General features: G+C 28.7%; 23 protein-coding genes. 22 read left to right on the forward strand and 1 reads right to left on the reverse strand.

Annotation, left to right across the window (positions count from 1 at the left end):
- The first annotated feature begins 1 nt into the window (after position 1).
- From BN7997_RS01705 to BN7997_RS16395, 22 genes are all read left to right on the forward strand, one after another.
- Entirely contained in the window at positions 2–1771 is a 1770-nt protein-coding gene (locus BN7997_RS01705) for a sigma-54-dependent Fis family transcriptional regulator (RefSeq protein WP_071119161.1), read from the forward strand.
- Between the two features lie 292 nt (positions 1772–2063).
- Positions 2064–3368 (forward strand): L-cysteine desulfidase family protein, encoded by a 1305-nt coding sequence (locus tag BN7997_RS01710; protein WP_071119162.1) that lies wholly within the window; start codon positions 2064–2066, stop codon positions 3366–3368.
- 68 nt (positions 3369–3436) lie between these two features.
- Positions 3437–3976 carry a hypoxanthine phosphoribosyltransferase gene (gene hpt / locus BN7997_RS01715; RefSeq protein WP_071119163.1) on the forward strand — a complete coding sequence of 180 codons (540 nt, stop codon included), beginning with the start codon at positions 3437–3439 and terminating at the stop codon, positions 3974–3976.
- 317 nt (positions 3977–4293) lie between these two features.
- A complete protein-coding gene (locus BN7997_RS01720) occupies positions 4294–4698 on the forward strand; it encodes a VOC family protein (protein ID WP_071119164.1) in 405 nt (134 codons plus the stop codon).
- 80 nt (positions 4699–4778) lie between these two features.
- Complete coding sequence (locus BN7997_RS01725; RefSeq protein WP_071119165.1) at positions 4779–5384, forward strand: DUF4397 domain-containing protein; 606 nt, start codon at positions 4779–4781, stop codon at positions 5382–5384.
- Between the two features lie 313 nt (positions 5385–5697).
- Positions 5698–7074 carry a metallophosphoesterase gene (locus tag BN7997_RS01730; protein ID WP_071119166.1) on the forward strand — a complete coding sequence of 459 codons (1377 nt, stop codon included), beginning with the start codon at positions 5698–5700 and terminating at the stop codon, positions 7072–7074.
- Positions 7075–7604: 530 nt separating this feature from the next.
- The gene (locus BN7997_RS01735; RefSeq protein WP_083334976.1) at positions 7605–7856 is read left to right on the forward strand and encodes an alpha/beta-type small acid-soluble spore protein; all 252 of its coding nucleotides are present in this window, start codon (positions 7605–7607) and stop codon (positions 7854–7856) included.
- Positions 7843–8589: a class I SAM-dependent DNA methyltransferase gene (locus tag BN7997_RS01740; RefSeq protein ID WP_071119167.1), complete on the forward strand. Its 747-nt coding sequence runs from the start codon at positions 7843–7845 to the stop codon at positions 8587–8589. Before BN7997_RS01735 ends, BN7997_RS01740 begins: the two co-directional genes overlap by 14 nt.
- 26 nt (positions 8590–8615) lie before the next feature.
- Positions 8616–9491, forward strand: a complete 876-nt coding sequence (gene hslO / locus BN7997_RS01745; protein ID WP_071119168.1) for an Hsp33 family molecular chaperone HslO — start codon at positions 8616–8618, stop codon at positions 9489–9491.
- 178 nt (positions 9492–9669) lie between these two features.
- On the forward strand, positions 9670–11016 hold the full coding sequence (gene rpoN / locus BN7997_RS01750) for an RNA polymerase factor sigma-54 (RefSeq protein WP_071119169.1): 1347 nt from the start codon (positions 9670–9672) through the stop codon (positions 11014–11016).
- Between the two features lie 146 nt (positions 11017–11162).
- On the forward strand, positions 11163–12182 hold the full coding sequence (locus tag BN7997_RS01755; protein ID WP_071119170.1) for a sugar-binding transcriptional regulator: 1020 nt from the start codon (positions 11163–11165) through the stop codon (positions 12180–12182).
- 65 nt (positions 12183–12247) lie between these two features.
- Complete coding sequence (gene gap / locus BN7997_RS01760; protein ID WP_071119171.1) at positions 12248–13255, forward strand: type I glyceraldehyde-3-phosphate dehydrogenase; 1008 nt, start codon at positions 12248–12250, stop codon at positions 13253–13255.
- A gap of 125 nt (positions 13256–13380) precedes the next feature.
- Positions 13381–14580, forward strand: coding sequence for a phosphoglycerate kinase (locus BN7997_RS01765; protein ID WP_071119172.1), 1200 nt, complete (start codon positions 13381–13383; stop codon positions 14578–14580).
- 164 nt (positions 14581–14744) lie between these two features.
- A complete protein-coding gene (gene tpiA / locus BN7997_RS01770) occupies positions 14745–15488 on the forward strand; it encodes a triose-phosphate isomerase (protein ID WP_071119173.1) in 744 nt (247 codons plus the stop codon).
- Between the two features lie 12 nt (positions 15489–15500).
- Entirely contained in the window at positions 15501–17027 is a 1527-nt protein-coding gene (gene gpmI / locus BN7997_RS01775; protein ID WP_071119174.1) for a 2,3-bisphosphoglycerate-independent phosphoglycerate mutase, read from the forward strand.
- 102 nt (positions 17028–17129) lie between these two features.
- Positions 17130–18440, forward strand: a complete 1311-nt coding sequence (gene eno / locus BN7997_RS01780) for a phosphopyruvate hydratase (RefSeq protein WP_071119175.1) — start codon at positions 17130–17132, stop codon at positions 18438–18440.
- Positions 18441–18656: 216 nt separating this feature from the next.
- On the forward strand, positions 18657–18878 hold the full coding sequence (gene secG / locus BN7997_RS01785) for a preprotein translocase subunit SecG (RefSeq protein ID WP_083334988.1): 222 nt from the start codon (positions 18657–18659) through the stop codon (positions 18876–18878).
- A 389-nt stretch (positions 18879–19267) separates the two neighbouring features.
- Positions 19268–20644, forward strand: a complete 1377-nt coding sequence (gene melB, locus BN7997_RS01790; protein ID WP_071119177.1) for a melibiose:sodium transporter MelB — start codon at positions 19268–19270, stop codon at positions 20642–20644.
- Between the two features lie 69 nt (positions 20645–20713).
- Positions 20714–22981, forward strand: coding sequence for an alpha-galactosidase (locus BN7997_RS01795; RefSeq protein WP_071119178.1), 2268 nt, complete (start codon positions 20714–20716; stop codon positions 22979–22981).
- Between the two features lie 28 nt (positions 22982–23009).
- Positions 23010–23630, forward strand: a complete 621-nt coding sequence (locus BN7997_RS01800; protein ID WP_071119179.1) for a YczE/YyaS/YitT family protein — start codon at positions 23010–23012, stop codon at positions 23628–23630.
- A gap of 118 nt (positions 23631–23748) precedes the next feature.
- Positions 23749–24228, forward strand: coding sequence for an HTH domain-containing protein (locus BN7997_RS16280; RefSeq protein ID WP_071119180.1), 480 nt, complete (start codon positions 23749–23751; stop codon positions 24226–24228).
- Positions 24229–24247: 19 nt separating this feature from the next.
- The gene (locus BN7997_RS16395) at positions 24248–24337 is read left to right on the forward strand and encodes an IS3 family transposase (RefSeq protein ID WP_083334977.1); all 90 of its coding nucleotides are present in this window, start codon (positions 24248–24250) and stop codon (positions 24335–24337) included.
- A gap of 59 nt (positions 24338–24396) precedes the next feature.
- Here the strand turns inward: BN7997_RS16395 and BN7997_RS01810 are convergent, their stop codons facing one another.
- On the reverse strand, positions 24397–25260 hold the full coding sequence (locus BN7997_RS01810; protein WP_071119181.1) for an AraC family transcriptional regulator: 864 nt from the start codon (positions 25258–25260) through the stop codon (positions 24397–24399).
- Between the last annotated feature and the right edge of the window lie 56 nt (positions 25261–25316).

A 25316-nucleotide genomic window follows, 5' to 3' on the forward strand; every position in this document is an offset into this window, starting at 1 on the left:
TATGATAACTCTAAAATATATAAAAGATGAAATACAAAAGATAGCAGAAGCTATAGAGGCTGTTTTAGAAATAGATGTAACTATAGTTGATGAGAATTTAGTAAGAGTTGCTGGAACTGGTATATATGTAGAAAAAATCGGAAAAAAGGTTAATGGATACTCAGCCTTTAAAAAATCAATAATTGAACAATCAAATATATTAATAACTGACCCAAGTTGCAATGAAATATGTAAAGAATGTTACTCAAGATCAGACTGTAGAGAGTTTTCGGAAATGTGTTGCCCAATAGTATGTGAAGGAAAATCATATGGAGTAATAGGTCTTATAGCTTTTGATAGTAAGCAAGCAGATAGAATAAATAAAGATCATGAAAATCTTATCAACTTCTTGGGGAAAATGGCAGACTTAATATCTAATAAATTAAAAGCTCAGATTAAAGCTTATGAATTAGAGCTAGAAAAGAAAAAGCTAGAAACATTATTAGACAGTATGGATAAGGCTATAGTATCTATTGACGTGAAAGGAAACATAGATAGATATAATTCGAAGTTTAAAGAAATATTTAAATTAAGTAATCCAGTATGTAGTGAAAATATTTTTAACATATTAGATTTTATGGGAGCAACACCGATTAATAAATTTGAAAAAGAGAAATCCTATAGTTTTTATTATAAAAAAGGAAAGTATACTTTAAGAGGAATATATAATATAAATAAGATAGTATTAAATAATGAACTTAAGGGATATGTTATAGACTTTATAGATAAAAAGGATGCTATAAAAAATTATAATAAAATTAATAAAGAATATAAGATAATGCTTGATAATATAATAGGAGAAAGTCAAATTATAAAAAATACAAAAAGTGAAGCATTGATGGCATCAAAATCAACATCTACTGTATTAATAATTGGAGAAAGTGGGACAGGTAAAGAATTATTTGCAAGAGCTATACATAACCACAGTCAAAGGAGTGAGAATCCTTTTATAGCAGTAAATTGCGCTGCTATACCAGATAATTTACTAGAAAGTGAACTATTTGGATATGAAGAAGGAGCATTTACTGGTGCTAAAAAGGGGGGAAATTTAGGAAAGTTTGAACTAGCTGATAAAGGTACTATTTTCTTAGATGAAATAGGAGATATGAGCCTTCACTTGCAAGCTAAATTACTTAGAGTTCTACAAGAAAAGGAACTTAATAAAATAGGATCTAATTTAAATAAATCAATAGATGTAAGGGTAATAGCGGCTACAAATAAAAATCTAGAAAATATGGTCAGCAATGGATTATTTAGAGAAGATTTATACTATAGATTAAATGTTATACCTATAAATTTACCAAGTTTAAGAGAACGGAAAGAAGATATACCTTTATTGATAGATTTTATGGTTAAAGAGTATGCTAAAAAGCTTGATAAAGATGTAGAATATGTTGATGAAAGTGTATTAGAAACTTTAATAAAATATAAATGGCCAGGCAATATTAGAGAACTACAAAATATAATAGAATATAGTGTAAACATGTCATCCTCTAATAGAATTACCGTTGATATATTACCAAGCCAAATAAAGCAAAAGCCAAAAAATCAAGTATCGATGGAGATTGAAGATATAGAAACTTTGGATGAGCTAGAAAGAAGAGAGATAATAAAAGCCTTAAATAAATATAAGGACTATAAAAAGGATAAAGATTTAGTAGCTAAGGCTTTAGGAATATCAAGAGCTACTTTATATCGAAAATTAGATAAATATAACATAATCTCAAAATGAGACAAAATCTCATTTTGAGATTTTTTTTTATCATTTTGATACAAATATATAATTTTAATAATGCATAAAATTTATTTTTTGTATAAAATAAAATTAATAAATAAAAATATTTTTTTATGACAAATTTAGATAAATCTTTAAATAACTATATTACACATATTAAGTTTATGAATTTAGATGCAGTAAACTATTATTTTATAACTAAATGTCATAAAAATTATATTAAAAATAAAAAGTTGGCATGATTATTGCTTGATATAAATATATCAAAATATTTTGGAGGGATAAAATTATGAGAAATGTAAAAGAACAATTAGTTAATATATTAAATGCGGAGGTAAAACCAGCATTAGGGTGTACTGAGCCAGTTGCTGTAGCGCTAGCTTGTGCGAAAGCTAAAGAATTATTAGGGGAAGAAATAGTAAAACACTCTGTATTAGTTAGTCCAAATGTATATAAAAATGGAATGTGCGTAGGAATACCAGGAACAGAAAGATTAGGTCTTAAGATATCAGTAGCTTTAGGATTTATAGGTGGACACTCTGAAAATGGATTAAGGGTATTAGAAACTTTAACACCAGAAGAGGTTAAACTTGCAGAAGAGTATATGGATAATACTCCGATAGATATATCACCTGCTAACACTAAGGAAAAGGTTTATATAGAAGTTTCTTTACAAGGGGCTACAAGAAGTTCAAAGGTTGAAATAAGAACTAAGCATGATAACTTTGTTTACTTAGAAGCTAACGGAGAAGTATTATTAAATGAAGAACAACCAGCAGAAGTAGCAATTACAGTTGAAAATGAAGAAAATATATTGGATACAATAACTATAAAAGAATTAGTTGAAAATGTAGAAGCATTAGATTTTAATGATATAGAATTCTTATTAGAAGGAATAGCTATGAATGAAGAAATAGCTAATTATGGATTAAATCATAAAGTTGGTATAGGTGTTGGATACGGAATAAAAAAATCTATGGAAGATGGATTACTTGGAGATGATTTATTAAACAATGCGATGATGATAACAGCAGCTGCATCAGATGCTAGAATGGCAGGAATTAAAATGCCAGTTATGAGTTCAAATGGTAGTGGAAATCATGGTATAACAGCTATACTTCCAATAGTTGCTTATAATAAAAAATTCCCACAAACTGATGAAAAATTAGCTAAAGCATTAGCAATATCTCACTTAGTAACAGCGTATGTTAAAAACTATACTGGTAGATTATCTGCCGTATGTGGATGTGGTGTTGCTGCATCAACAGGAGCTACAGCAGCTATAGCGTGGCTAATGAGTGGAGACATAAAGAAAGTTGAAGGAGCTATGGAACATATAGTAGCTAGTTTAAGTGGTATGATATGTGATGGAGCTAAATCTGGTTGTGCAGTAAAATTAGCATCAGCAGCATCAGCAGCAGTACAAAGTGCTATAATTGCAAATCAAAATTGTTTCGTACCATCTAAAAATGGAATAGTAGGTTCAAGTGTAGAAGAAAGTATACAAAATTTAGGTAGAGTAAGTGATAAAGGAATGACAGTCACAGATGAGGTTATAATAAATGTAATGGATGATATGAACAAGGTTAAGTAATTATCTTGCAAAACTATTTAATCTCCTATAAAATGAATAATATCATCATATTAGTGGAGGGTTAAACTATGAATATAGAAATTAAAAAGTGGGAAGTTTTATGTTCTGAAGAGCAAATAGCATCAAGACTTAAAGAATTAGGAGCTCAAATATCTAAAGACTATGAAGGAAAAAAACTTTTAGTAGTATCTTTATTAAAGGGAAGCTTCATATTCTGTGCAGACTTAGTAAGAAATATAACTGTACCAGTTAAAATTGAATTTATGACTACTTCAAGTTACGGACATGGAGAAGTAAGTACAGGAAATGTAAAAGTAGTATCGGATGTTAACTGTGACTTAGAAGGATACGATGTATTAATAGTTGATGACATAACAGACACAGCACTTACTATGCACCACGTTATGAATCATTTAAAAGCTAAAAATCCTAACAGTGTAAAATCTTGTGTATTACTTGATAAGCCAAGCAGAAGAAAGGTAGAATTAGTACCTGATTACTGTGGATTTGAAATAGAGGATAAATTCGTTGTCGGATACGGATTAAACTACGGAGACTATTATAGAAATATACCTTACGTATTTAATGTTACAAATGAAGATAGATAATAAAAAAGTTGCTCGAAATGAGCAACTTTTTTGTATAAGTAGATAGAGGATGTGACTTAAGTAAATTAAACTATTGTTCTAGTTATTTTGCTGATTATATTGAAATTACTATATAAAGTTTTTTACATATGAAAAATGTAGATTGTTAGGTTTTAGTATTTTCAATAATTATATTTAATTATCAAAACGGGTTAAACTATATAATAAAAATAAGATATGATTTATTAATATTAGACATAAAATTATACACATAATAACAAAATGATTGTTACTATGTGTATAAAATAAATGATAAAAAAGCTATAAGGAGAACTAAAATGTGTATAAAAATGTTACACCATGTGTGTATACAAACTGATAAATATAAGGAATCATTAGACTTTTATACAAATGTACTAGGATTTAAAGTGATTAGAGAGAGTAAAGATTTCCATACTAGAGATTATAATACTTGGATAAAATTTGGCGAATTTATGATAGAGTTACAAACTGCTAAATCTAATGACACTTTACATAAATGGAGTTCATCAAACGCAGGACCTGTGCATTTAGGTTTTTTAGTTGATGATGTGCAAAAGGAATATGATAGAATTAAAGATTTGGGGTATACAAACTTTAAATTAAAAAATGGACAAATTGTATATGAAGTTGAAGGTGAAAAATTATTTAAAATAAAGGCTCCAGAAGGTACAGAAATAGAAATAAGGGATACGGATATATAGAAAATTTAAATAGTGTCAAAAAGGTAAATGGTTAATATTATGATAGTAGTATGATATTTTAAACTTAAGGGGGATACAAAGTGAGAAATTTCAACGAAAATTACTCTTTAGTCAGAGGATTACATGCAGTAGTAGGTGGAGATACCGTAGATATATATTTAAATGGAAATCCATTTTTTTATAATATTAAATTTACCGATTTTACACCATATGTATATGTACCAGAAGGAAAATATACAGTAGAAGTTTTTCCAAGAGATCAAAAGGAAAATCCAATTGTTACAGGAACTATAGAGGTTAGTCCAGGTGAACTAATTACTATAGCAATTACAGGTGAGTCTGATAAGACAATAGAAATACTACCAATAAAAGAAGAAATGGAAACACCAACAGGTAATAAATCTAGGGCAAGATTTATACATTTAGTTCCAAATGGAAGACCAGTAGATATACTATTAGATAAAGAAATGGTTTTAGAGGATGTTGAGTATAAAGAAGTAACTCCATATACAGATGTAGACCCTAAAACATATCAAGTAGATGTATTATTAAATGAAAATGGTCAATTAATTAGGCAAATAAGAGTTACTATAAATCCAGGAAGAGTTTATAGTTTTTATGCATTAGGGAATAAACCTAACTTTCAAATTTTTCAATCCCTTGATGGAGCTACTTTTATGATTTAAATTAAATACAAAAGAGTATCTTATAAATATAAAATACAAGATACTCTTTTTTATATTTACTTTTTTAATAACAAGGAGATTATTATACTTTAAAATCTGAGGATAGCCTATGTGTTAAAGCAATATCAATATATTCATAAAAGTAAAAAGTGACAAAAATATTCTGAATGAAATATGCAAATTAAGTTAGTGCTATAATATAATAAAGGTCGTAATTGTTATATATAACAAACCTAGAATAGGAGAGAGATATCTAGTAAGTATCAAAAGAATATTTGATTAATATATTTAAAAGGAGGTAGTAAAGGGGAATATGAAAAATAAAAAAGTTTTAATTATAGTATCAGCATTAATCTTAATACTAATATTATCAACAGGATGTACAAGCTCAAATACAACAGAAATAAATGTTGTGGCAACGACAGACTTACATGGTGAGGTACCATACAACATAACTGAATATATAAAAGTAGAAAAAGAAAAGAATCCAAATACAGTAGCAGTAGATGCAGGAGATTTTTTTGATAGTAGGGTGTATGGAACTCCCACGAAGAAATACTTTGATGATAGACAAAATAATATCGAACAAGGAATAGAACAATATATAGAAATGCCATTAGTGAAAGAAATGAAGGAGGCTGGGTATGATGCAGTAGTTCTAGGAAACCATGAATTTGTATCAAATAATAAATTTTATCTAGATAATATGGTATCAGACTTTGAAAAGTATAATTTAGATATATTATCAGCAAATACTTATAAAAGAGATAATGCAAACTATGTAAAGCCATATACCATAAAGGAAATAGAAACGGAGTATGGTAATTTAAACTTAGGCATACTTGGACTTACTATAAAAGAAGTAGGTGAATCTATTGATGAATCTAGAGAATTAAAAGATATGCCGCAATATAATGAAGAATTATACATAAATGATTTAGTAGATGAAGCTAAAAAATGGGTAAAAATAATGCAAGAAGAAGAAAATATAGATGTAATAGTAGCAGTGGCACATAGTGGAGAAGAACCTAAAAATCCTAAAAATCCAGGAAATAGAATACAAGAATTAGCACAAGAAGTAGACGGAATAGATGCTATAGTTGCAGGTCATACACATCAAACTTTTGAACAACACAACTATAAAAATAGTAAAGGTGAAGAAGTTATAGTTACTCAGCCTGGTAAGCATGGAGAGGCTATATCTAAAATAACTTTTGAATTAAAAAATCAAAATGGTAATTGGAAGGTAGCAGATAAATATGCGAAATTAACTAAATTTGATACAATAAAATTTGATGAATATTTAGTTGAATTATTATCTAAAATATCAAGTTTAAAAAGTACTGATAAAGAAATACACTTGAGTGAAGTAGTTCCATTTCAGTGGGATAAGGTTTATGTATTTGATGAAAATATTGATGTAGATAAAATATATGAAACTATAGGATATAAATGGCAAAGTATTGTATCAAAAGATAAACATAGTGAACAGCAAATGGTATTTATGAATGATGATAAAGTAGTTTGTTATTTATATGGTGATATTAGTGATATGGATATAAATATTAACTTTGATAAATCATCTTATAAAGATGGCATTATAGAAATTTATCCAAATAAAAATGATGAATTTAAGGTGAAAAAAGGAGAAGAAGAGTATCAAACATATTTAACATATATATCAAAGTAAAGTATAAAATAAATCTTTGTAATTGAGATGTGTATATAATTATAGAGTAAGTATTTTTCATTTTAATAAAAAATATATATAACTAATATATTAGGACTAATTTATAATATATAATATAAGTATACACATTTAATTTATGGTTTATTTTTATAGTATAACATAAGTATATAAAAAATTATAATTTAGTAGCACAGAATACGATTTATAAGTGATTAATTAGATATTAAATGTTTGAATCGCTCTTATTGGCAATAAGAGTGATTTTTAATATATTTAGTTAAATTTAGAGAGAGTGTCTCTAGATTTGTAAATAAGATTTTTTTATAAGTATTTTTATAGCTAAAAGTTATATAGTATTTTAAATATATGTAGTAGATTAGATGGCACAATGGACTAATAAAGGTTAAAATTTATAAATTGATAAAATATACCATCAATAGAAAAATACATTTAATGAAGTTGTACCCCTTTAAATATGTGCATAAATTTTATTCATATGATAAAACTAAAAATACAAGAGGTGATTATATATGGAAAAAGATATTTTAAATAAACCAGGTAAAAAAAGTGCAACAAAATCTAAAAAAAGTAAGATATTGACAGATAATGATATAATGAAATATGAGATTGCATCTGAGCTTGGACTAATAGACAAAGTTACAGAGCTAGGGTGGGCAGGACTTACTGCTAAAGAAGCTGGAAAAATTGGTGGAATGTTAACATCAAGGAAAAAGCAAAAGAAAAAGGCGGAGGAAGCGAAAAAGGACGATGGAACAGTATAGAGACTTCGCATTCGTATACGATGAACTGATGAATGAAGTTGATTACAACGGATGGGTTAAATATATAGAAGATATAATAAAAAATGAAAATGCTCAAGTGAAAAATATATTAGAACTTGCTTGTGGGACAGGTAATTTAACTATACCTTTAACTAAGAAAAACTATGATATAGCAGGAATAGATATATCGGATGAGATGCTTAGTGTGGCTAGGGAAAAGGCAGAAAAAGAAGGTATTGAATTAGTATTACTTCAACAAGATATAGCAGAATTAGATTTTGATGTACCAAATCTAGATTGTATATTATGTGCATGTGATGGATTTAATTACTTAACTTATGATGATGAATTAGAAAGTGTATTTGAAAAAGCACATGAACTATTAAAAGATGATGGAATATTTATATTTGATATAAGTTCATATTATAAATTGTCTACTATATTAGGAAATAACATGTATGGGGAAAATAGAGAAGAAGTTGCATATATGTGGCAAAATTACTTCGATGAAGAAGAAAATATAGTAGAAATGGAATTAGCATTTTTTATAAAAGAAGAAGATGGTAGATTTAAAAGATTTGAAGAAGTACATCAACAAAGAGCTTATACAGAAAAAGAAGTTCTTAAAATGCTTAAAAAATCTGGATTCACAACGGTGAAGACTTACGGAGACTTTACTTTTGAAGATCCAAAAGAAAATAGCGAAAGAATATTTTTTGTATGTAAAAAATAGAATCATTAACGGAGGAATACACTTATATGAAAGATTATGTAATAAGAGCAACAGGTGCAAGTGGTCAAATAAGAGCTTTCGTAGGAATAACTACAAATATGGTAGAGGAAGCTAGAAGACTTCATGAAACTTCAAAAGTTGCAACAGCAGCACTTGGTAGAACATTAACTGCAACTTCTATGATGGGGTTAATGATGAAAAACAAAGGTGATAAGTTATCAGTTATAATAAAAGGTGGGGGACCTATAGGAACGATACTTACTACATCTGATGTAAATGGAACAGTTAAAGGATATGTATCAAATCCTAAAGTTGAAGTTCCTGACTATGAGAATGGTAAGTTAAATGTAGCAGCTGCGGTAGGTACTAATGGAGTTGTTAAGGTAATAAAAGACTTAGGTCTTAGAGAACCATATAATGGAGCTTATCCATTAGTAAGTGGAGAAATAGCTGAAGATTTTACACACTACTTTGCAGTATCAGAGCAAACACCATCAGTAGTTGCATTAGGTGTTTTAACAACTGAAACACATGTAGAATGTGCAGGAGGACTTATAGTTCAATTAATGCCAGATGCTACTGAAGAAACTATATCTCAATTAGAGAAAAATATTCAAAACTTAAAATCAATAACAACTATGCTATCAGAAGGTAAAACACCAGAAGATATGTTAGACATAGTTTTAGAAGGATTACAACCTAGAATATTAGATAAAATAGATGTTAAGTTCGAATGTGAATGCTGTAAAGACAAGGTTCAAGAAGCGTTAGTAGCTATAGGAAAAACTGCATTATCTCAAATAATAGAAGAAGACAAACAAGCAGAGGTAGGATGTCAATTCTGTAACTCTAAGTATATGTATAATGAAGAAGAACTATTAAATATCTTAAAAGATATGTAAGTTTTAATATTTTAAAATTAATAAATTTTATACGAAATAAAAAACCTTATATGAAGATATATTATAAATGTTAAAATATATCTGGTATAAGGTTTTTTTATTTTTTTGAAGCGGATGTATTCAAAGTGAATTTTTAATTTAAGTTATATGTAAACAAGGAAGGTTATTAGGTGAAGATATGAATTTTAATAATAGTTTAGAATTAACTCAATCTCAAAAACTAATAATAACTATGCAGTTAAAACAATCTTTAAATATATTAAATATGAGCAAGTTAGAATTAGAGGAAGAAATCAAAAGAGAATATGAAGAAAATCCACTATTAGAAGTGGAAAAAAGCGGCGAAGTAGACTGGGAAAGATACATTAAAAATATTGAAAATTCACGTCCGAGTTATAAAAATGAATTATATTATAATTATGATAATGATATAAACCTAGAAAATATTATAAAAAACACATATAGTTTATATGAAAACCTACATTTACAAGTCAGCTTACATAAAATTAATAAAATAGAAAAAGAAATTTGTGACTATATAATAGATAGCTTAGATGAAGATGGATATTTAAGGATAGATGAAAAATATATAATAGATGAATTAAATATAACTAACAGCTTATTTGAAATATGTTTAAAAATAGTACAGCAATTAGAACCTGTTGGAGTAGGTGCTAGAAATTTATCTGAATGTTTGATAATACAAATGAGAAATCTTGGAATAGATAATGCGTTATTAGAGACTATAGTATCTAAAGATTTAGAGTTAATTGGAAAAAATAAATATAAGGAAATAACTAAGAAATATAATATATCTATGCAAAAATGTGTAAATCTCATAAATTTTATAAAAACATTAGATCCAAAGCCAGGGAGAGTATGTTCTGATGAAAAGAGTGTATATATTCAACCTGATGTTGTTGTAGAAAAAATAGAAGATGAATTTATAGTTTACATAAATGAAAGTGATAGTTTAAAAATTAGAATAAGTAATTTCTATAAAGAAATTCTAAAAAATTCAAAGTATGATGAAAGTACTAAAAATTTTATAAAGGAAAAATTAAATTCTGCAACAGGATTAGTTAAAAGTATAGAAAGTCGAAAATCTACAATATTAAAGATAGCTAAAGAAATTGTAAAAAATCAAAAGGATTTTTTTGATAAAGGAGAGAAGTATATTAAGCCTATGAAAATGAAAGATATTGCACAAAACTTAGATTTTCATGAGTCTACTATTAGTAGAGGGGTTAATGGAAAATACATGCTAACTCCCTTTGGGATATATGAATTTAAATATTTCTTTAGTAGTGCACTAGAAACTAATTATGATAACTTAGCATCTAGTGTTAGCATAAAAAGAATGATACAGGAGACAATAAAGTCTGAAAATAAGAAAAAACCATTAAGTGATGACCAAATATCAAAAATACTAAATGATAGGGGAATTAATATTGCTAGGAGAACGATTGCGAAATATAGAGAAGAACTTGGTATATTATCATCAAGTAAAAGAAAGCAGTATTAGATTAAATATAAGTTATAAAAAAATATGAAAATATTAGAAAAACTATTGAAAAAAAAATTTATTTAATATAAAATTAAATTATCTTGTGGGACTAAAATAAATACGAGGGACGATTAATGTCCCTTGCAAACAATAAGGAGTAGTAAATGAAAGACTTATTAAAGATACAACAAAAACTTATTCCGCAAGTGATTGAGCTTATGGAAAGAAGATACTCTATACTTAGACAGATATCTTTAAGTGAGCCAGTAGGAAGAAGAACTCTATCAAATATACTTGATATAAGTGAGAGAGTTGTTAGATCAGAAACTGAATTTCTTAAAGAACAAGGTCTTATAGATGTAGCGGTATCCGGAATGACCATAACATATGAAGGTATTAAACTTTTAGATGAACTCAAAGATGTCATAAATGATGTTATGGGATTATCTACATTACAAGAAAAAGTAAAAAATAAGCTAGGTATAAAAAAGGTTTTATTAGTATCAGGTAGCTTTGATAGTAATAATAGTTTAATAAAAGATGTAGCAAGATGTGGATCAGAATATTTCTTAAGCGTATTGAAGGATGGAGATACAGTATCTGTTACAGGTGGAAGTACTATGTTAGAATTTGCAAATAGTATAAAAACTGATAAAAGATATAATGATGTAACAGTTGTACCTGCAAGAGGAAGTATGGGGAAAGACGTAGAAATACAATCAAATAACATTGTAGCTATAACTAGTAAAAAACTACACTCTCAATATAAGTTACTGAATATACCAGATGAACTAGGCGAGGAATCTATGAAAATGCTTAGTCAAGAGCCTGAAATAAAAAATACCTTAGATTATATACAAAAAACAGACGTATTAGTATTTGCAATAGGTAAAGCAGATGAAATGGCAAAGAGAAGAAAGCTGCCAGAAGATAAGGTTAATGAAATTATATCAAAAGGTGCAGTTGGGGAAGCTTTTGGTCATTACTTCAATGAAAATGGAGAAATCGTTTATAAATTAAATACTGCTGGTATTGATTTAGAAACATTCAAAAATGTTGAAGAAAGTATTGCTATATTCGCAGGTAAAAGAAAAGCGAATGCTTTAATTGCATTATCTAATATAAATAAAAATATAGTCCTTATAACTGATGAAGAAAGTGCTCAGGCTATATTAGAACAATAAATGCCAATCACTAGCATTGCTAGTAAAATATATTATAAATCTTATACATATTAGGAGGAAACAAAATGGTTAAAGTTGCTATAAACGGTTTTGGGAGAATAGGAAGATTAGCTTTAAGAAAATTAATGGAGCAAACAGATAAGTTTGAAGTTGTTGCTATAAATGACTTAACAGACGCTAAAACATTAGCTCACTTATTCAAGTATGACTCTGCTCAAGGTAGATTCAATGGTGAAATAGAAGTTAAAGAAGGTGCTTTCGTAGTTAATGGACAAGAAATAAAAGTTACTGCTGAAAGAAACCCAGCTGACTTACCATGGGCTGAATTAGGGGTAGATATAGTATTAGAATGTACTGGATTCTTCACTTCTCAAGAGAAGGCTGGACTTCACTTACAAGCTGGAGCTAAGAAAGTTGTTATATCTGCACCAGCTACAGGAGATTTAAAAACTGTAGTATTCAATGTAAACCATGATGTATTAGATGGTAGTGAAACAGTTATATCAGGAGCTTCTTGTACAACTAACTGTTTAGCACCAATGGCTAAAACATTAAACGATGTATTTGGATTACAAAAAGGATTCATGACTACAATACATGCATACACTAATGACCAAAATACATTAGATGGACCTCATGGAAAAGGTGACTTAAGAAGAGCTAGAGCTGCTGCTTCTAACATAGTTCCTAACACTACAGGAGCTGCAAAAGCTATAGGTTTAGTTATACCTGAATTAAAAGGTAAATTAGACGGAGGAGCTCAAAGAGTTCCAGTTATAACTGGTTCTTTAACTGAATTAGTTTGTACATTAGACAAAAAAGTTACAGTAGAAGAAATAAACGCTGCTATGAAAGCTGCTGCTAACGAATCTTTCGGATACACTGAAGAGCAATTAGTTTCTTCTGATATAGTAGGAATGAACTTCGGATCATTATTCGATGCAACTCAAACAAGAGTTATGGAAGTAAACGGAGAGCAATTAGTTAAAGTTGTTTCTTGGTACGATAACGAAATGTCTTATACAGCTCAATTAATAAGAACATTAGGATACTTCGCTAACTTAGCTAAGTAATTTCATATAAGTCCGAGTTTGTAGCACTTTGCTACAAATTACGGACTTTTTTAAGAGTAGATATATTAAATAAAAAGTATTATGAATTATACCATTAGGGTTTCTTTTTGAGAGGAGAGATAACGATGTCAATGCTTAACAAAAAAACAATAGAAGATATAAATGTAAACGGAAAAAAAGTTTTAGTAAGATGTGATTTCAACGTTCCATTAAAAGATGGTGTTATAACAGATGAAAATAGATTAAATGGAGCACTTCCAACTATAAAATACTTAATAGAAAATGGAGCGAAAGTTATATTATGCTCTCATTTAGGAAAACCAAAAGGGGAAGCTAAACCAGAATTATCTTTAGCACCAGTTGCAAAAAGATTATCTGAAATGTTAAACAAAGAAGTAGTATTTGCTGCAGATGATAATGTTGTTGGAGAAAATGCAAAAGCAGCTATAGAAAAAATGGAAAATGGAGATGTAGTTTTACTACAAAATACAAGATATAGAAAAGAAGAAACTAAAAATGAAGAAAACTTCTCTAAAGAATTAGCTTCACTTGCTGATGTATATGTAAATGATGCATTCGGAACAGCTCATAGAGCACACTGTTCAACAGTTGGAGCAGGAGAATTCTTAGAAGAAAGAGCTTGTGGATATTTAATACAAAAAGAATTAAAGTTCTTAGGGGAAGCAGTTGAAAATCCTGTTAGACCTTTCACAGCAATATTAGGGGGAGCAAAGGTATCGGACAAAATAGCTGTTATAGAACAATTATTAGAAAAAGTAGACAACCTAATAATAGGTGGAGGAATGGCATATACATTCTTAAAAGCTCAAGGATATGAAATAGGAACTTCTTTAGTTGAAGAAGAAAAAGTAGAATACGCTAAAGAAATGATGGAAAAAGCAAAAGCTAAAGGTGTTAAATTATTATTACCTATAGACAATGCTGTTGCTGATAAATTTGCAGATGTTGCACCTGTTATAACAGAAGATGCTAATATACCAGAAGGATTTATGGGACTAGATATAGGACCTAAAACAATAGAAGAATATGTAAACACTGTAAACGCTTCTAAAACAATAGTATGGAATGGACCAATGGGAGTATTTGAATTTGAAAACTTCGCAAATGGTACATTAGCTGTTGCTAAAGCTATGGCTGCATTAACTGATGCTACTACTGTAATAGGTGGTGGAGATAGTGCTGCTGCTGTAAACCAATTAGGATTTGGAGATAAAATGACTCATGTATCAACTGGTGGAGGAGCTTCTTTAGAATTCTTAGAAGGTAAAGAATTACCAGGTATAGTAGCTTTAGATAACAAATAAATTTGTAAATTACTATAAAGTACTTTAAAGTACAATATATTTAGATAAATTTGACCACAGTTTAGCTTTACAAAAGTAAAGCTACCTTAAAATAAAATAATTAAGTCAAGAGAAATCTGATTATCAGATTTCTCTAAGATTTAATTTTATTGGGAGGAATATTAATGAGAAAACCAATAATAGCAGGTAACTGGAAAATGCACAAAACTATAGCGGAAGCTTTAGAATTTGTGAATGAAGTTAAAGATAGAGTAAACAATGATAAAGTAGAAGCTGTTATATGTGCGCCTTTTACATTATTAAAAGATTTAAAACAAGCAACAAAAGGCACTAACATAAAGATAGGTGCTCAAAATATGCACTTTGAAGAAAAAGGGGCTTTCACTGGTGAAATATCACCACTTATGTTAAAAGAATTAGATATGGACTATGTAGTAATAGGACATTCTGAAAGAAGACAATACTTCAATGAAACTGATGAAACTGTAAACAAAAAAGTTTTAAAAGCATTAGAAGTTGGAATAGATCCAATATTATGTGTTGGTGAAACTTTAGAAGAAAGAGAAGCAGGAAATACTAAGGATGTTTGTAAAGTTCAAGTTGAAAAAGCTTTAGAAAATGTATCTAAAGAAGATTTAGCTAAGGTGGTTATAGCTTACGAACCAGTATGGGCTATAGGAACTGGAAAAACTGCTACATCTGAAGATGCTAACGATGTTATAGCTTACATAAGAGAAGTTGTAGCTAATCTTTATGGTGAGTTAGCAAATGAAGTTAGAATTCAGTACGGAGGAAGTGTAAAACCTTCAAACGTAGCTGAAATAATGAATCAAAGTGATATAGACGGAGCTTTAGTAGGTGGAGCTAGTTTAGAAGCTAATGATTATGTAGAGCTTGTTAATTTCTAAGGAGAGACATATATGAAAAAACCAGTCGCTTTAATAATAATGGATGGATTTGGAGAAAGCAAAAATACTGATGGTAATGCTATAGCATCTTCAAATACACCTAATTTAGATAAAATAATGAATGAATATCCTCATACATTAATCCAAGCTAGTGGACTTGATGTAGGTCTTCCAGATGGACAAATGGGTAACTCAGAAGTTGGTCATACTAACATTGGTGCAGGAAGAATAGTATATCAAGATTTAACTAGAGTTAGTAAAGCTATAGAAGATGGAGATTTCTTCACAAATGAAGTTTTACTAAAAGCTATGGAAAATGCAAAAGAACATTCTCTTCACTTAATGGGATTACTATCTAATGGTGGAGTGCACTCTCACATAGACCATTTAAAAGCTTTAGTGAAAATGGCTAAAGAAAATGGTGTAGAAAATGTATTTGTACATGCATTTACAGATGGAAGAGACGTAGATCCAAGAAGTGCTTTAGAATTTATTGAAGATGTAGAAAACTATATGAAAGAAGTTGGAGTTGGTAAAATAGCTTCAGTTTCTGGTAGATACTACGCTATGGATAGAGATAAAAGATGGGAAAGAGTTCAGCTTGCATATGATGCAATGGTTAATGGAAAAGGAAATACTGCAACTTCTGCTAAGGAAGCAATAGAAAAATCTTATGCTGATGATAAGAATGACGAATTCGTTGTTCCTACAGTTATAGTTGAAGATGGGAAACCATTAGGACTAATAAAAGAAGGTGATTCTATAGTATTTGGTAACTTTAGACCAGATAGAGCTAGAGAAATAACTAGAGCTATAGTTGATACTGATTTTGCAGGATTTGAAAGACCAAACATGAATACATTCTTCGTATGTTTAACTACATATGATGTAACTATAAAAAATGTAAATGTAGCATTTAAACCACAAAGTTTAGAAAATACATTAGGTGAATATTTATCATCAAAAGGAAAGAGCCAATTAAGAGCTGCTGAAACTGAAAAGTATGCTCACGTTACATTCTTCTTTAATGGTGGAGTAGAAGAAGCAAATGATGGCGAAGATAGATTATTAGTTCCATCTCCAAAGGTTGCAACTTATGACTTACAACCAGAGATGAGTGCTTATGAATTAACAGATAAATTATTATCTAAAATAGATGAAGATAGATATGATTTAATAGTAGTAAACTACGCTAACCCTGATATGGTAGGGCATACAGGTGTTATGGAAGCAGCTGTAAAGGCTGTAGAAGCTGTAGATACTTGCGTAGGAAAAGTAGTAGATAAAATACTTTCTAAAGGTGGAACTGCAATAATAACTGCTGACCACGGTAACGCAGAGTATATGTGGGATGCAAATACAGAGTCAACTGTAACAGCTCACTCAACTAATCCAGTGCCATTTATGGTAGTAGGAGAAGAATTAAAAGATGCAAAATTAAAAGAAGATGGTAGGTTATCAGATATTGCACCTACAATCTTAGATATGATGAATTTAGAGAAACCAGAACAAATGACTGGTCACTCTTTAATAAAATAAATTTTATAAAAACTATAAATTACAGAAAAATTCAAAATTTACCCATCAAATAAATTTTAATATGATGTAATTTAATATACAAATTGGAGAGGAGATATACATATGTCAGTTATAGAATTAGTATATGCAAGAGAAGTATTAGATTCAAGAGGAAATCCAACAGTAGAGGTTGAAGTAGCATTAGAAAGTGGAGCAGTAGGAAGAGCTATAGTTCCATCAGGAGCTTCTACAGGAGCTTTCGAAGCAGTTGAATTAAGAGATGGTGACAAGGGAAGATACATAGGAAAAGGTGTAGAAAAAGCTGTTGCTAACGTGAATGAAATAATAGCTCCAGAATTAGAAGGAATGGATGCTTTTGATCAACCAGCAGTAGATGCTTTAATGATAGAATTAGATGGAACTCACAACAAAGGGAAATTAGGGGCTAATGCTATATTAGGTGTTTCTATGGCTGTTGCTAGAGCTGCTGCTGAAGAATTAGGATTACCATTATTCCAATACATAGGTGGAGTTAATGCTAAGCAATTACCAGTACCAATGATGAACATATTAAACGGTGGAGAGCATGCTGATAACAGTGTTGACGTTCAAGAGTTCATGATATTACCAGTAGGAGCTAAGTCATTCAGAGAAGGATTAAGAATGGGTGCAGAAGTATTCCACTCATTAAAGAAAGTTCTTTCAGAAAGAGGATTAGCTTGTGGTGTAGGTGACGAAGGTGGATTCGCTCCAAACTTAGGATCAAACAGAGAAGCTTTAGAATTAATAGTTGAAGCTATAGAAAAAGCTGGATACAAGCCAGGAGATGACGTAAAATTAGGTCTTGACGTTGCTGCTACAGAAATGTACGATAAAGAAACTAAACTTTATGATTTAAAACACGAAGGTAAAAAATTAACTGCTGAACAAATGGTTGATTTATACGAAGAGTGGGTTAACAACTTCCCAATAGTAACAATAGAAGACGGTTTAGATGAAGAAGACTGGGATGGATGGAAAGTATTAACTGAAAGATTAGGAAAGAAAGTACAATTAGTTGGAGACGACTTATTCGTTACTAACACAGAAAGATTAGAAAGAGGAATAGAAGCAGGTGTTGCTAACTCTATATTAATAAAAGTTAACCAAATAGGTACAATAACTGAAACTTTAGATGCTATAGAAATGGCTAAGAGAGCTGGATACACTGCAGTTATATCTCACAGATCAGGAGAAACAGAAGATACAACTATAGCTGACTTAGCAGTAGCTGTAAACGCTGGACAAATAAAAACTGGTGCTCCATCAAGAACTGATAGAGTTGCTAAGTACAACCAATTATTAAGAATAGAAGAAATGGTTGGAGAGCAAGCTAGATACTGTGGAATGAAGTCTTTCTACAACTTAAAGAAAGAATCTGTTCTTGTAAAATAAATTAATTACAAATTTAATATTATTTAAAAATAAATTTTGAAAAATGGTCCCTATACAGTATATTTGTATAGGGATTATTTGTATATTACACTGTTGTTAAGATATTGAATAGAAGGTTAATTTTAGGCTACATACCTTGAATTGACTACATTAGTGTGATATATTAAAGTATAAAGCAATTTTATAAATAAAATAGTAGGAGGTGGACATATGAACATAAGTAATATACTAATGGGAGTACAAGTTGTACTAGCAATAGTTCTTATATTAAGTATAATGCCACAAGATACAAAGAGTGCTGTTCCATCACAATATGGTGGTGAAGGAAACCAAAGCTACTTCAAACCAAAAGGAAAAGAAGCTTTCTTAGGAAGAGTAACAAAAATAGCTGCAGTATTATTCTTTATAAATGCAATAGCTATGCTTTTAGTTAAATAATTGGCCATTATTTAGCTTATTTATTTTAAGAATTAAATTTAATTTTTAAAAAGAAAATGTCTAATAATTTTATTAGACATTTTTTTTATACATCAATTATAAATTTATATTACTAAAACAAATATTACTATCTTCTTTAATAGCACCTTTAATTAAATTGTAAAGCAATTATCTATGTTTTAACAAATTATAGTGTAATAAATATTAAAAATAAAATAAACAGACATTTAACCATATTATCCCTACATAAATATGTTTAAAAAATATACGAAAATAGATATAATTAAGTTAAAGAAAACGGTTTCTGAAGGTTATCTAAATTTATTCAATATAATATAAAATCAAAACATGTAAGGAACCATAAAATTTTATTTTTGGGGGGAATTTAGATGCAAAAGTTAACATCTAGAGAAAAGTATTCTTATGGAATAGGAGCATATGGTAAAGATTTAGCATGTGGGATAGTTTATACATTTTTAATGATTTATTTTACAGATGTAGTTGGAATCAATCCAGCATTTGTAGGAACATTATTTTTAATGGCAAGATTATGGGATGCCATAAATGACCCAATCATGGGAATGATTGTAGATAATACAAGAAGTAGATTTGGTAAGTTTAGACCGTGGATATTTATAGGAACAATATTAAATTCAGTTGTACTATTTTTATTATTTAGAAAACCGGATTTAGAAGGAACATCACTTTATTTATATTATTCAGTTATGTATATATTATGGGGAATGACTTATACAATAATGGATATACCATATTGGTCAATGATACCAACATTAGCAACAACAAAAGAAGATAGAGAAAAAATATCAGTAGTACCCAGAATATTTGCAAGTTTAGGTGGGCTTACAGTAACAACATTTGGTATTGCATTGGTAAATAAGCTTGGAAATGGAAACCAAATAAAAGGATTTGAATATTTTGCATTGGGAATAATAATTATATTTATAATATCTACAATAGTAACTTGTATAAATGTAAAGGAAAAGACACAAGTACAAGTTAATAATGAAAAAGTAAATATAAAGCAAGCATTCAATATACTTAAACAAAATGATCAATTATTAGTATTTATTGGAATTGTTTTGGCATATAACCTTGCAATGCAATTAGCAGGTGGTGCTGCTATTTATTACTTTAAATATGTAGCAGGTAAAGAAAGCTTATTCTCAGTATACTCTTTCTTTAAAGTAGCAGAAATAGGTGGACTTATGTTATTCCCAGTAGTAACAAGAAAAATAGGAAGACAGCAAGTATTTAGAGTGGCAACTATATTACCGATGTTTGGTTTAATAACATTATTTATATCTGGGTTAATAGCACCTCAAAGTATATTATTTATATCAGTATCAGCAGTTTTATTAAACTTAGGTTCAGGATTTTTATTAGGTTCAACTACTGTAATGCTTGCAGATATAGTTGATTATGGTGAGTATAAATTAGGAAGTAGAAATGAAAGTATAATATTTTCAGCACAAACATTATTGGTTAAATTAGCATCTGCATTAAGTGGATGGTTAATAGGTGTAGGATTATCATTAATAGGATATGTAGCTGGTGCAGCGGTACAATCAAATATAACTATAATAGGAATAAGAGTAATAATGACAATAATACCTTCAATAGTTGCTTTAGTTATGTATGTTATATATAAATCTAAGTATAAAATAAATGGATCTTTCCATGATGAGATATTACAAGTTATAGGAAGTAGAAAAAAAGTAAAGGTTCTTAATATAAACAATAAATAATTTTGATAGATAATTAGATTTAAACTTAGTTTAAAAATATATATAAACTAATATACGGAGGGATAGGGTATGCCAATATTATTTAACCAAAAAACTAAGGAATTTCATTTATATAACTCAGAAATAAGCTATATATTAAATATAATGAAAAATAATCAACTAGGACAATTATATTTTGGAAAAAAAATAAAGCATAGAGATTCATTTGAACATTTATTTGAAATTGTAAATAGATCATTAACAGCTTATGTATTTCCAGATGATAATAAATTTTCATTAGAAGAATTAAAGCAGGAATATCCATCTTATGGAACTACTGACTTTAGATATCCAGCATTTGAAATACACCAAGAAAATGGAAGTAAAATAACTAATTTTGAATATGTATCTCATGAAATTTTTAGAGGTAAAAAGAAATTAGAAAGCCTGCCAGCAACATATGTAGAAGAAGATAATGAAGCAACAACTTTAGAAATAACACTTAGAGACTCACTTATAAATACAGAGGTAGCATTAAGTTATACAATATATGAAAATTTACCTGTAATAACTAGACATTCAAGATTTATAAATTGTGGAGATAGTAATTTAAGATTAACTAAAGCTATGAGTTTAAATCTTGATTTACCAGATTATGATTATGAAATGGTTCAATTATCAGGTGCATGGTCTAGAGAAAGACATATAAAGACTAGAAAATTAGAGCAAGGTATACAATCAATATATTCACTAAGAGGTGCAAGTAGCCCAAATCATAATCCATTTATAGCACTTAAAAGACCTAATGCTGATGAACATAATGGGGATGTATATGGATTTAGCTTAGTATATAGTGGAAATTTTTTAGCTCAAGTTGAAGTAGATACACACTCTCAAACAAGAGTATCCTTAGGGATAAATCCACATGGATTTGAATGGCATTTAAATGCGAATGAAGAATTTCAAACACCAGAAGCTGTAATGGTTTATTCAAGTGAAGGTCTGAATAAGATGAGTCAAATATATCATACACTATATAGAACAAGACTTGCTAGAGGATATTGGAGAGATAGAGTTAGACCAATATTAATAAATAACTGGGAAGCTACTAAATTTTCTTTCAATGAGGAAAAAATATTAGATATTGCTAAATCGGCAGCTGATGTAGGAATAGAATTATTTGTACTTGATGATGGATGGTTTGGAGAAAGAAATGATGACTATAGAGGATTAGGGGATTGGTATCCAAATACTAATAAATTACCAAGTGGTATATCTGGCTTATCTAAAAAAGTAAATGATTTAGGTTTAAATTTTGGTTTATGGATTGAGCCAGAAATGGTAAATAAAGATAGTGAATTATATAGAAATCATCCAGACTGGATAATAAGTACACCAAATAGATCTGATTCTCATGGAAGAAATCAATATGTATTAGATTTCTCAAGACATGAAGTTGTAGACTATATACATGAAATGATATCTAAAGTTCTTAGAGAATCTAATATATCTTATATAAAATGGGATATGAACAGAAGTATAACAGAGTGTTACTCAAAAGCATTTCCTAAAGAACAACAAGGCGAAGTAATGCACAGATATATATTAGGTGTATATGATTTATATGAAAGACTAATAAATGAATTTCCTAAAATATTATTTGAATCTTGTTCAAGTGGTGGCGGAAGGTTTGATCCAGGTATGTTATATTATGCACCTCAAGCTTGGGCAAGTGATGATTCTGATGCAATAGAAAGATTAAAGATACAATATGGAACATCAATGGTTTATCCGATAAGTAGTATAGGTGCTCATGTATCAGAAATTGTTAATCAACAAGTATTTAGAAATACACCAATAGAAACAAGAGCTAATGTTGCATATTTTGGAGCTTTTGGGTATGAACTTGATTTAAATGAATTAACAGAACTTGAAAAACAAAAAGTTAAAGAACAGGTAGAGTTTATTAAACAATATAGAGAACTTATACATAAAGGAAAATTCTATAGACTGCAAAGTCCATTTGAAAATAATATAACAGCATGGATGGTAGTATCAGATGATAAAAAAGAAGCTATAGTTGGATGGTATAAAGTTTTAAATGATGTAAATGAAAGCTTTAAAAGGATAAAGTTAAAAGGATTAAATGAGAATTTAAATTACTATATAGAACAAAAAGGTGAATATCATTATGGTGATGAACTTATGAATCTAGGTATGATAACTAGTGATTATGCAGTAGGGGATCCGTGTAATGAAGAAATATTACCATATATGGAAGATGAAAAAGAACTATATTGTAATGGAAGTAGAGACTTCTTATCTAAACTATTTATTTTAAAAGCAACTGAAGAATAAAATACTATTATAATAAAAGGTGGACATTATGAAATTACAATATAAAAAGTATATGATTTTTTTATTAGGGATAGCAATATTAACATTAGGAGTATCAATGACAGTAAAATCAGATATTGGGGCAGGTTCTTATGATTCTATAAATTTTGCTATTGCAGATATATTAAACACAAAAGTATCTTTAGCAATAAGTATGACAGCTTTTCTTGTATTAATAATAACAGCGTATATAAGAAAAGGATTTATAAGAATAACAACATTTATAACATCTGTTATAATGGGATTGTTTACAGATGTGTGGGTTAAAGTGGTTGATTTAATACCAGTTGATACGATTTTAAATAAATTGATATTATTTATAGTTGGAATGATACTTGTGTGTTTAGGAATAGCACTTTATATGATACCAAAGTTACCAACTAATCCAACAGATGATTTAATGGTAGCATTAACAGAAAAAAAACTTAGTATAAAAAAATCTAAAATGATTATAGATATTATATGTATAGTTTTAGCATTCATTTTAAAAGGACCAATAGGTATTGGAACAATAGTACTTACATTTTTGGTTGGTCCTATGGTAGATATGTTCTATAAGATACTTATAAAATATATAGATTTTAATGAACTAGAAGAATCATTGAGTTAATAAATAAAAAAGTGTAACTTATATTAAAATGGATCCTATATGGTGGACACGAGAAAAAGCGTGTCTGTCTATAATGGGATCTTTTTTTGTACAATATTAACTAAGAGGTGATTATAAGATGAGTAAAAAAATATTTACAGAACAAGAAATATTAGAATTATCTAAAAATAAATATGTAAAAAATGTAACTGCTAAAGGTATAACTTATACTAATGAGTTTAAATTGCAGTTTATTGCTGAATATGAGAATGGGAAAACTTCAAGAGCTATTTTTGAAGATGCAGGATTTGATGTTAATATAATTGGAATTAAACGTATAGATTCTGCTAGTCTAAGATGGAGAAAAGCATATAACGATAAAGGTATTTTAGGTTTAGAAGATACTAGGACTTTAAATTCAGGAAGAACACTTAATAGAGAATTAACTATTGAAGAGATTATCGCTAAGAAAGATGCTGAAATAGAGTATCTTAAAGCGGAGCTTGAATTGATAAAAAAGTTAGAGCTGCAAGAAAGGCAGGTGATAAATAAGAAAATACCTGCATCTAAAATATTTAGACTAATACAAAATTTAATTNGAAACAATAGAAGAACTTAAAATATTGATAGATGATTACATGGATTATTACAATAATGAACGTTGCCAGTGGAATTTAAAAAAGCTGACTCCTGTGCAATACAGGAATCAGCTTTTAGTAACTTCTTAAGAACCCTTTTTTTCTAGTATACTTGACAAAGGGTCCATTTTAATAATAGTTACACTTTTTTACTTATCTGGTAATTGGGTAAGTTTATTTGAAAATTTACGTTTTTCTTCTCTATATAGTGTTGGATTTACTCCTTTAAATTTCTTAAATGATCTTGAAAATGCTAATGGGTCACTATAACCGCAAGACCTAGCAATATCCCCGATTGGTAAGTCTGTTTGATATAATAATTCTTCTGCTTTTCGTATTCTAAATTCCATTAAAAATTTTTGTGGTGATGTATTTAAATGTTTATTAAATAGTGAAGTAAGATATGTTCTATTTAGACATAAATAATTAGAAATATCACTAACTTTTATATAAGCATTATCATAATTTTTTTCAATAAATTCTATAGATTTAGTTATATAAATATTTTCAAAAGAATTTTTAGCTTTATATGGCTTAGTTGATATACTAGCAAGTTCTGAAAAGAATAGATATAATAAACCTTGTAATTTTAATTCATTTGAAGTACTCATAGTACTATAATTTAGCATATCTATTATATAATTTTTTAAGTTATCATCCTTATCATATGTAAATATTAAGTTGTTATCATAAAGACCGATACTTTTTATATAAGTATCAACTTTTTCCCCATCGAAACTAATATATAAATATTTCCAAGGATTATCCTTATCTGCTTGATAAAAAGTTAGTTTATTAGGATTGATTAAAAAACCTTGATTTTTACCTAATTTATATTTTTGATCATTAACATAATATGTACCATATCCATCAATAATATAATGTATTAAATAATGAGGTCTTATAGCAGGACCATAAGAATGACAAGGTGGACACTCGTGAATACCACAAGTACATAAAAATAAATCTTTAAAATTTCTATCAGTAATTTCTAAACTAAAATGATTAGACATAATACCCCCTAAAATGTATAAATTTATTTAACGTGATTAAAATCAAAATAAAATAA

Origin of the sequence: Romboutsia timonensis (genome assembly GCF_900106845.1) — a bacterium.
GTDB lineage: Bacteria > Bacillota > Clostridia > Peptostreptococcales > Peptostreptococcaceae > Romboutsia > Romboutsia timonensis.

Excerpts from the sequence above, each read along its gene's own strand:
- BN7997_RS01755 (WP_071119170.1), top strand. The coding sequence starts at position 11,163 with ATGAAAGACTTATTAAAGATACAACAAAAACTTATTCCGCAAGTGATT.
- gap (WP_071119171.1), top strand. The coding sequence starts at position 12,248 with ATGGTTAAAGTTGCTATAAACGGTTTTGGGAGAATAGGAAGATTAGCT.
- BN7997_RS01800 (WP_071119179.1), top strand. The coding sequence starts at position 23,010 with ATGAAATTACAATATAAAAAGTATATGATTTTTTTATTAGGGATAGCA.
- BN7997_RS01765 (WP_071119172.1), top strand. The coding sequence starts at position 13,381 with ATGTCAATGCTTAACAAAAAAACAATAGAAGATATAAATGTAAACGGA.
- melB (WP_071119177.1), top strand. The coding sequence starts at position 19,268 with ATGCAAAAGTTAACATCTAGAGAAAAGTATTCTTATGGAATAGGAGCA.
- BN7997_RS01740 (WP_071119167.1), top strand. The coding sequence starts at position 7,843 with ATGGAACAGTATAGAGACTTCGCATTCGTATACGATGAACTGATGAAT.
- BN7997_RS01730 (WP_071119166.1), top strand. The coding sequence starts at position 5,698 with ATGAAAAATAAAAAAGTTTTAATTATAGTATCAGCATTAATCTTAATA.
- BN7997_RS01735 (WP_083334976.1), top strand. The coding sequence starts at position 7,605 with ATGGAAAAAGATATTTTAAATAAACCAGGTAAAAAAAGTGCAACAAAA.
- hpt (WP_071119163.1), top strand. The coding sequence starts at position 3,437 with ATGAATATAGAAATTAAAAAGTGGGAAGTTTTATGTTCTGAAGAGCAA.
- BN7997_RS01720 (WP_071119164.1), top strand. The coding sequence starts at position 4,294 with ATGTGTATAAAAATGTTACACCATGTGTGTATACAAACTGATAAATAT.
- eno (WP_071119175.1), top strand. The coding sequence starts at position 17,130 with ATGTCAGTTATAGAATTAGTATATGCAAGAGAAGTATTAGATTCAAGA.
- BN7997_RS01810 (WP_071119181.1), bottom strand. The coding sequence starts at position 25,260 with ATGTCTAATCATTTTAGTTTAGAAATTACTGATAGAAATTTTAAAGAT.
- BN7997_RS01795 (WP_071119178.1), top strand. The coding sequence starts at position 20,714 with ATGCCAATATTATTTAACCAAAAAACTAAGGAATTTCATTTATATAAC.
- BN7997_RS01710 (WP_071119162.1), top strand. The coding sequence starts at position 2,064 with ATGAGAAATGTAAAAGAACAATTAGTTAATATATTAAATGCGGAGGTA.
- BN7997_RS16395 (WP_083334977.1), top strand. The coding sequence starts at position 24,248 with ATGGATTATTACAATAATGAACGTTGCCAGTGGAATTTAAAAAAGCTG.
- tpiA (WP_071119173.1), top strand. The coding sequence starts at position 14,745 with ATGAGAAAACCAATAATAGCAGGTAACTGGAAAATGCACAAAACTATA.
- rpoN (WP_071119169.1), top strand. The coding sequence starts at position 9,670 with ATGAATTTTAATAATAGTTTAGAATTAACTCAATCTCAAAAACTAATA.
- BN7997_RS01705 (WP_071119161.1), top strand. The coding sequence starts at position 2 with ATGATAACTCTAAAATATATAAAAGATGAAATACAAAAGATAGCAGAA.
- gpmI (WP_071119174.1), top strand. The coding sequence starts at position 15,501 with ATGAAAAAACCAGTCGCTTTAATAATAATGGATGGATTTGGAGAAAGC.
- hslO (WP_071119168.1), top strand. The coding sequence starts at position 8,616 with ATGAAAGATTATGTAATAAGAGCAACAGGTGCAAGTGGTCAAATAAGA.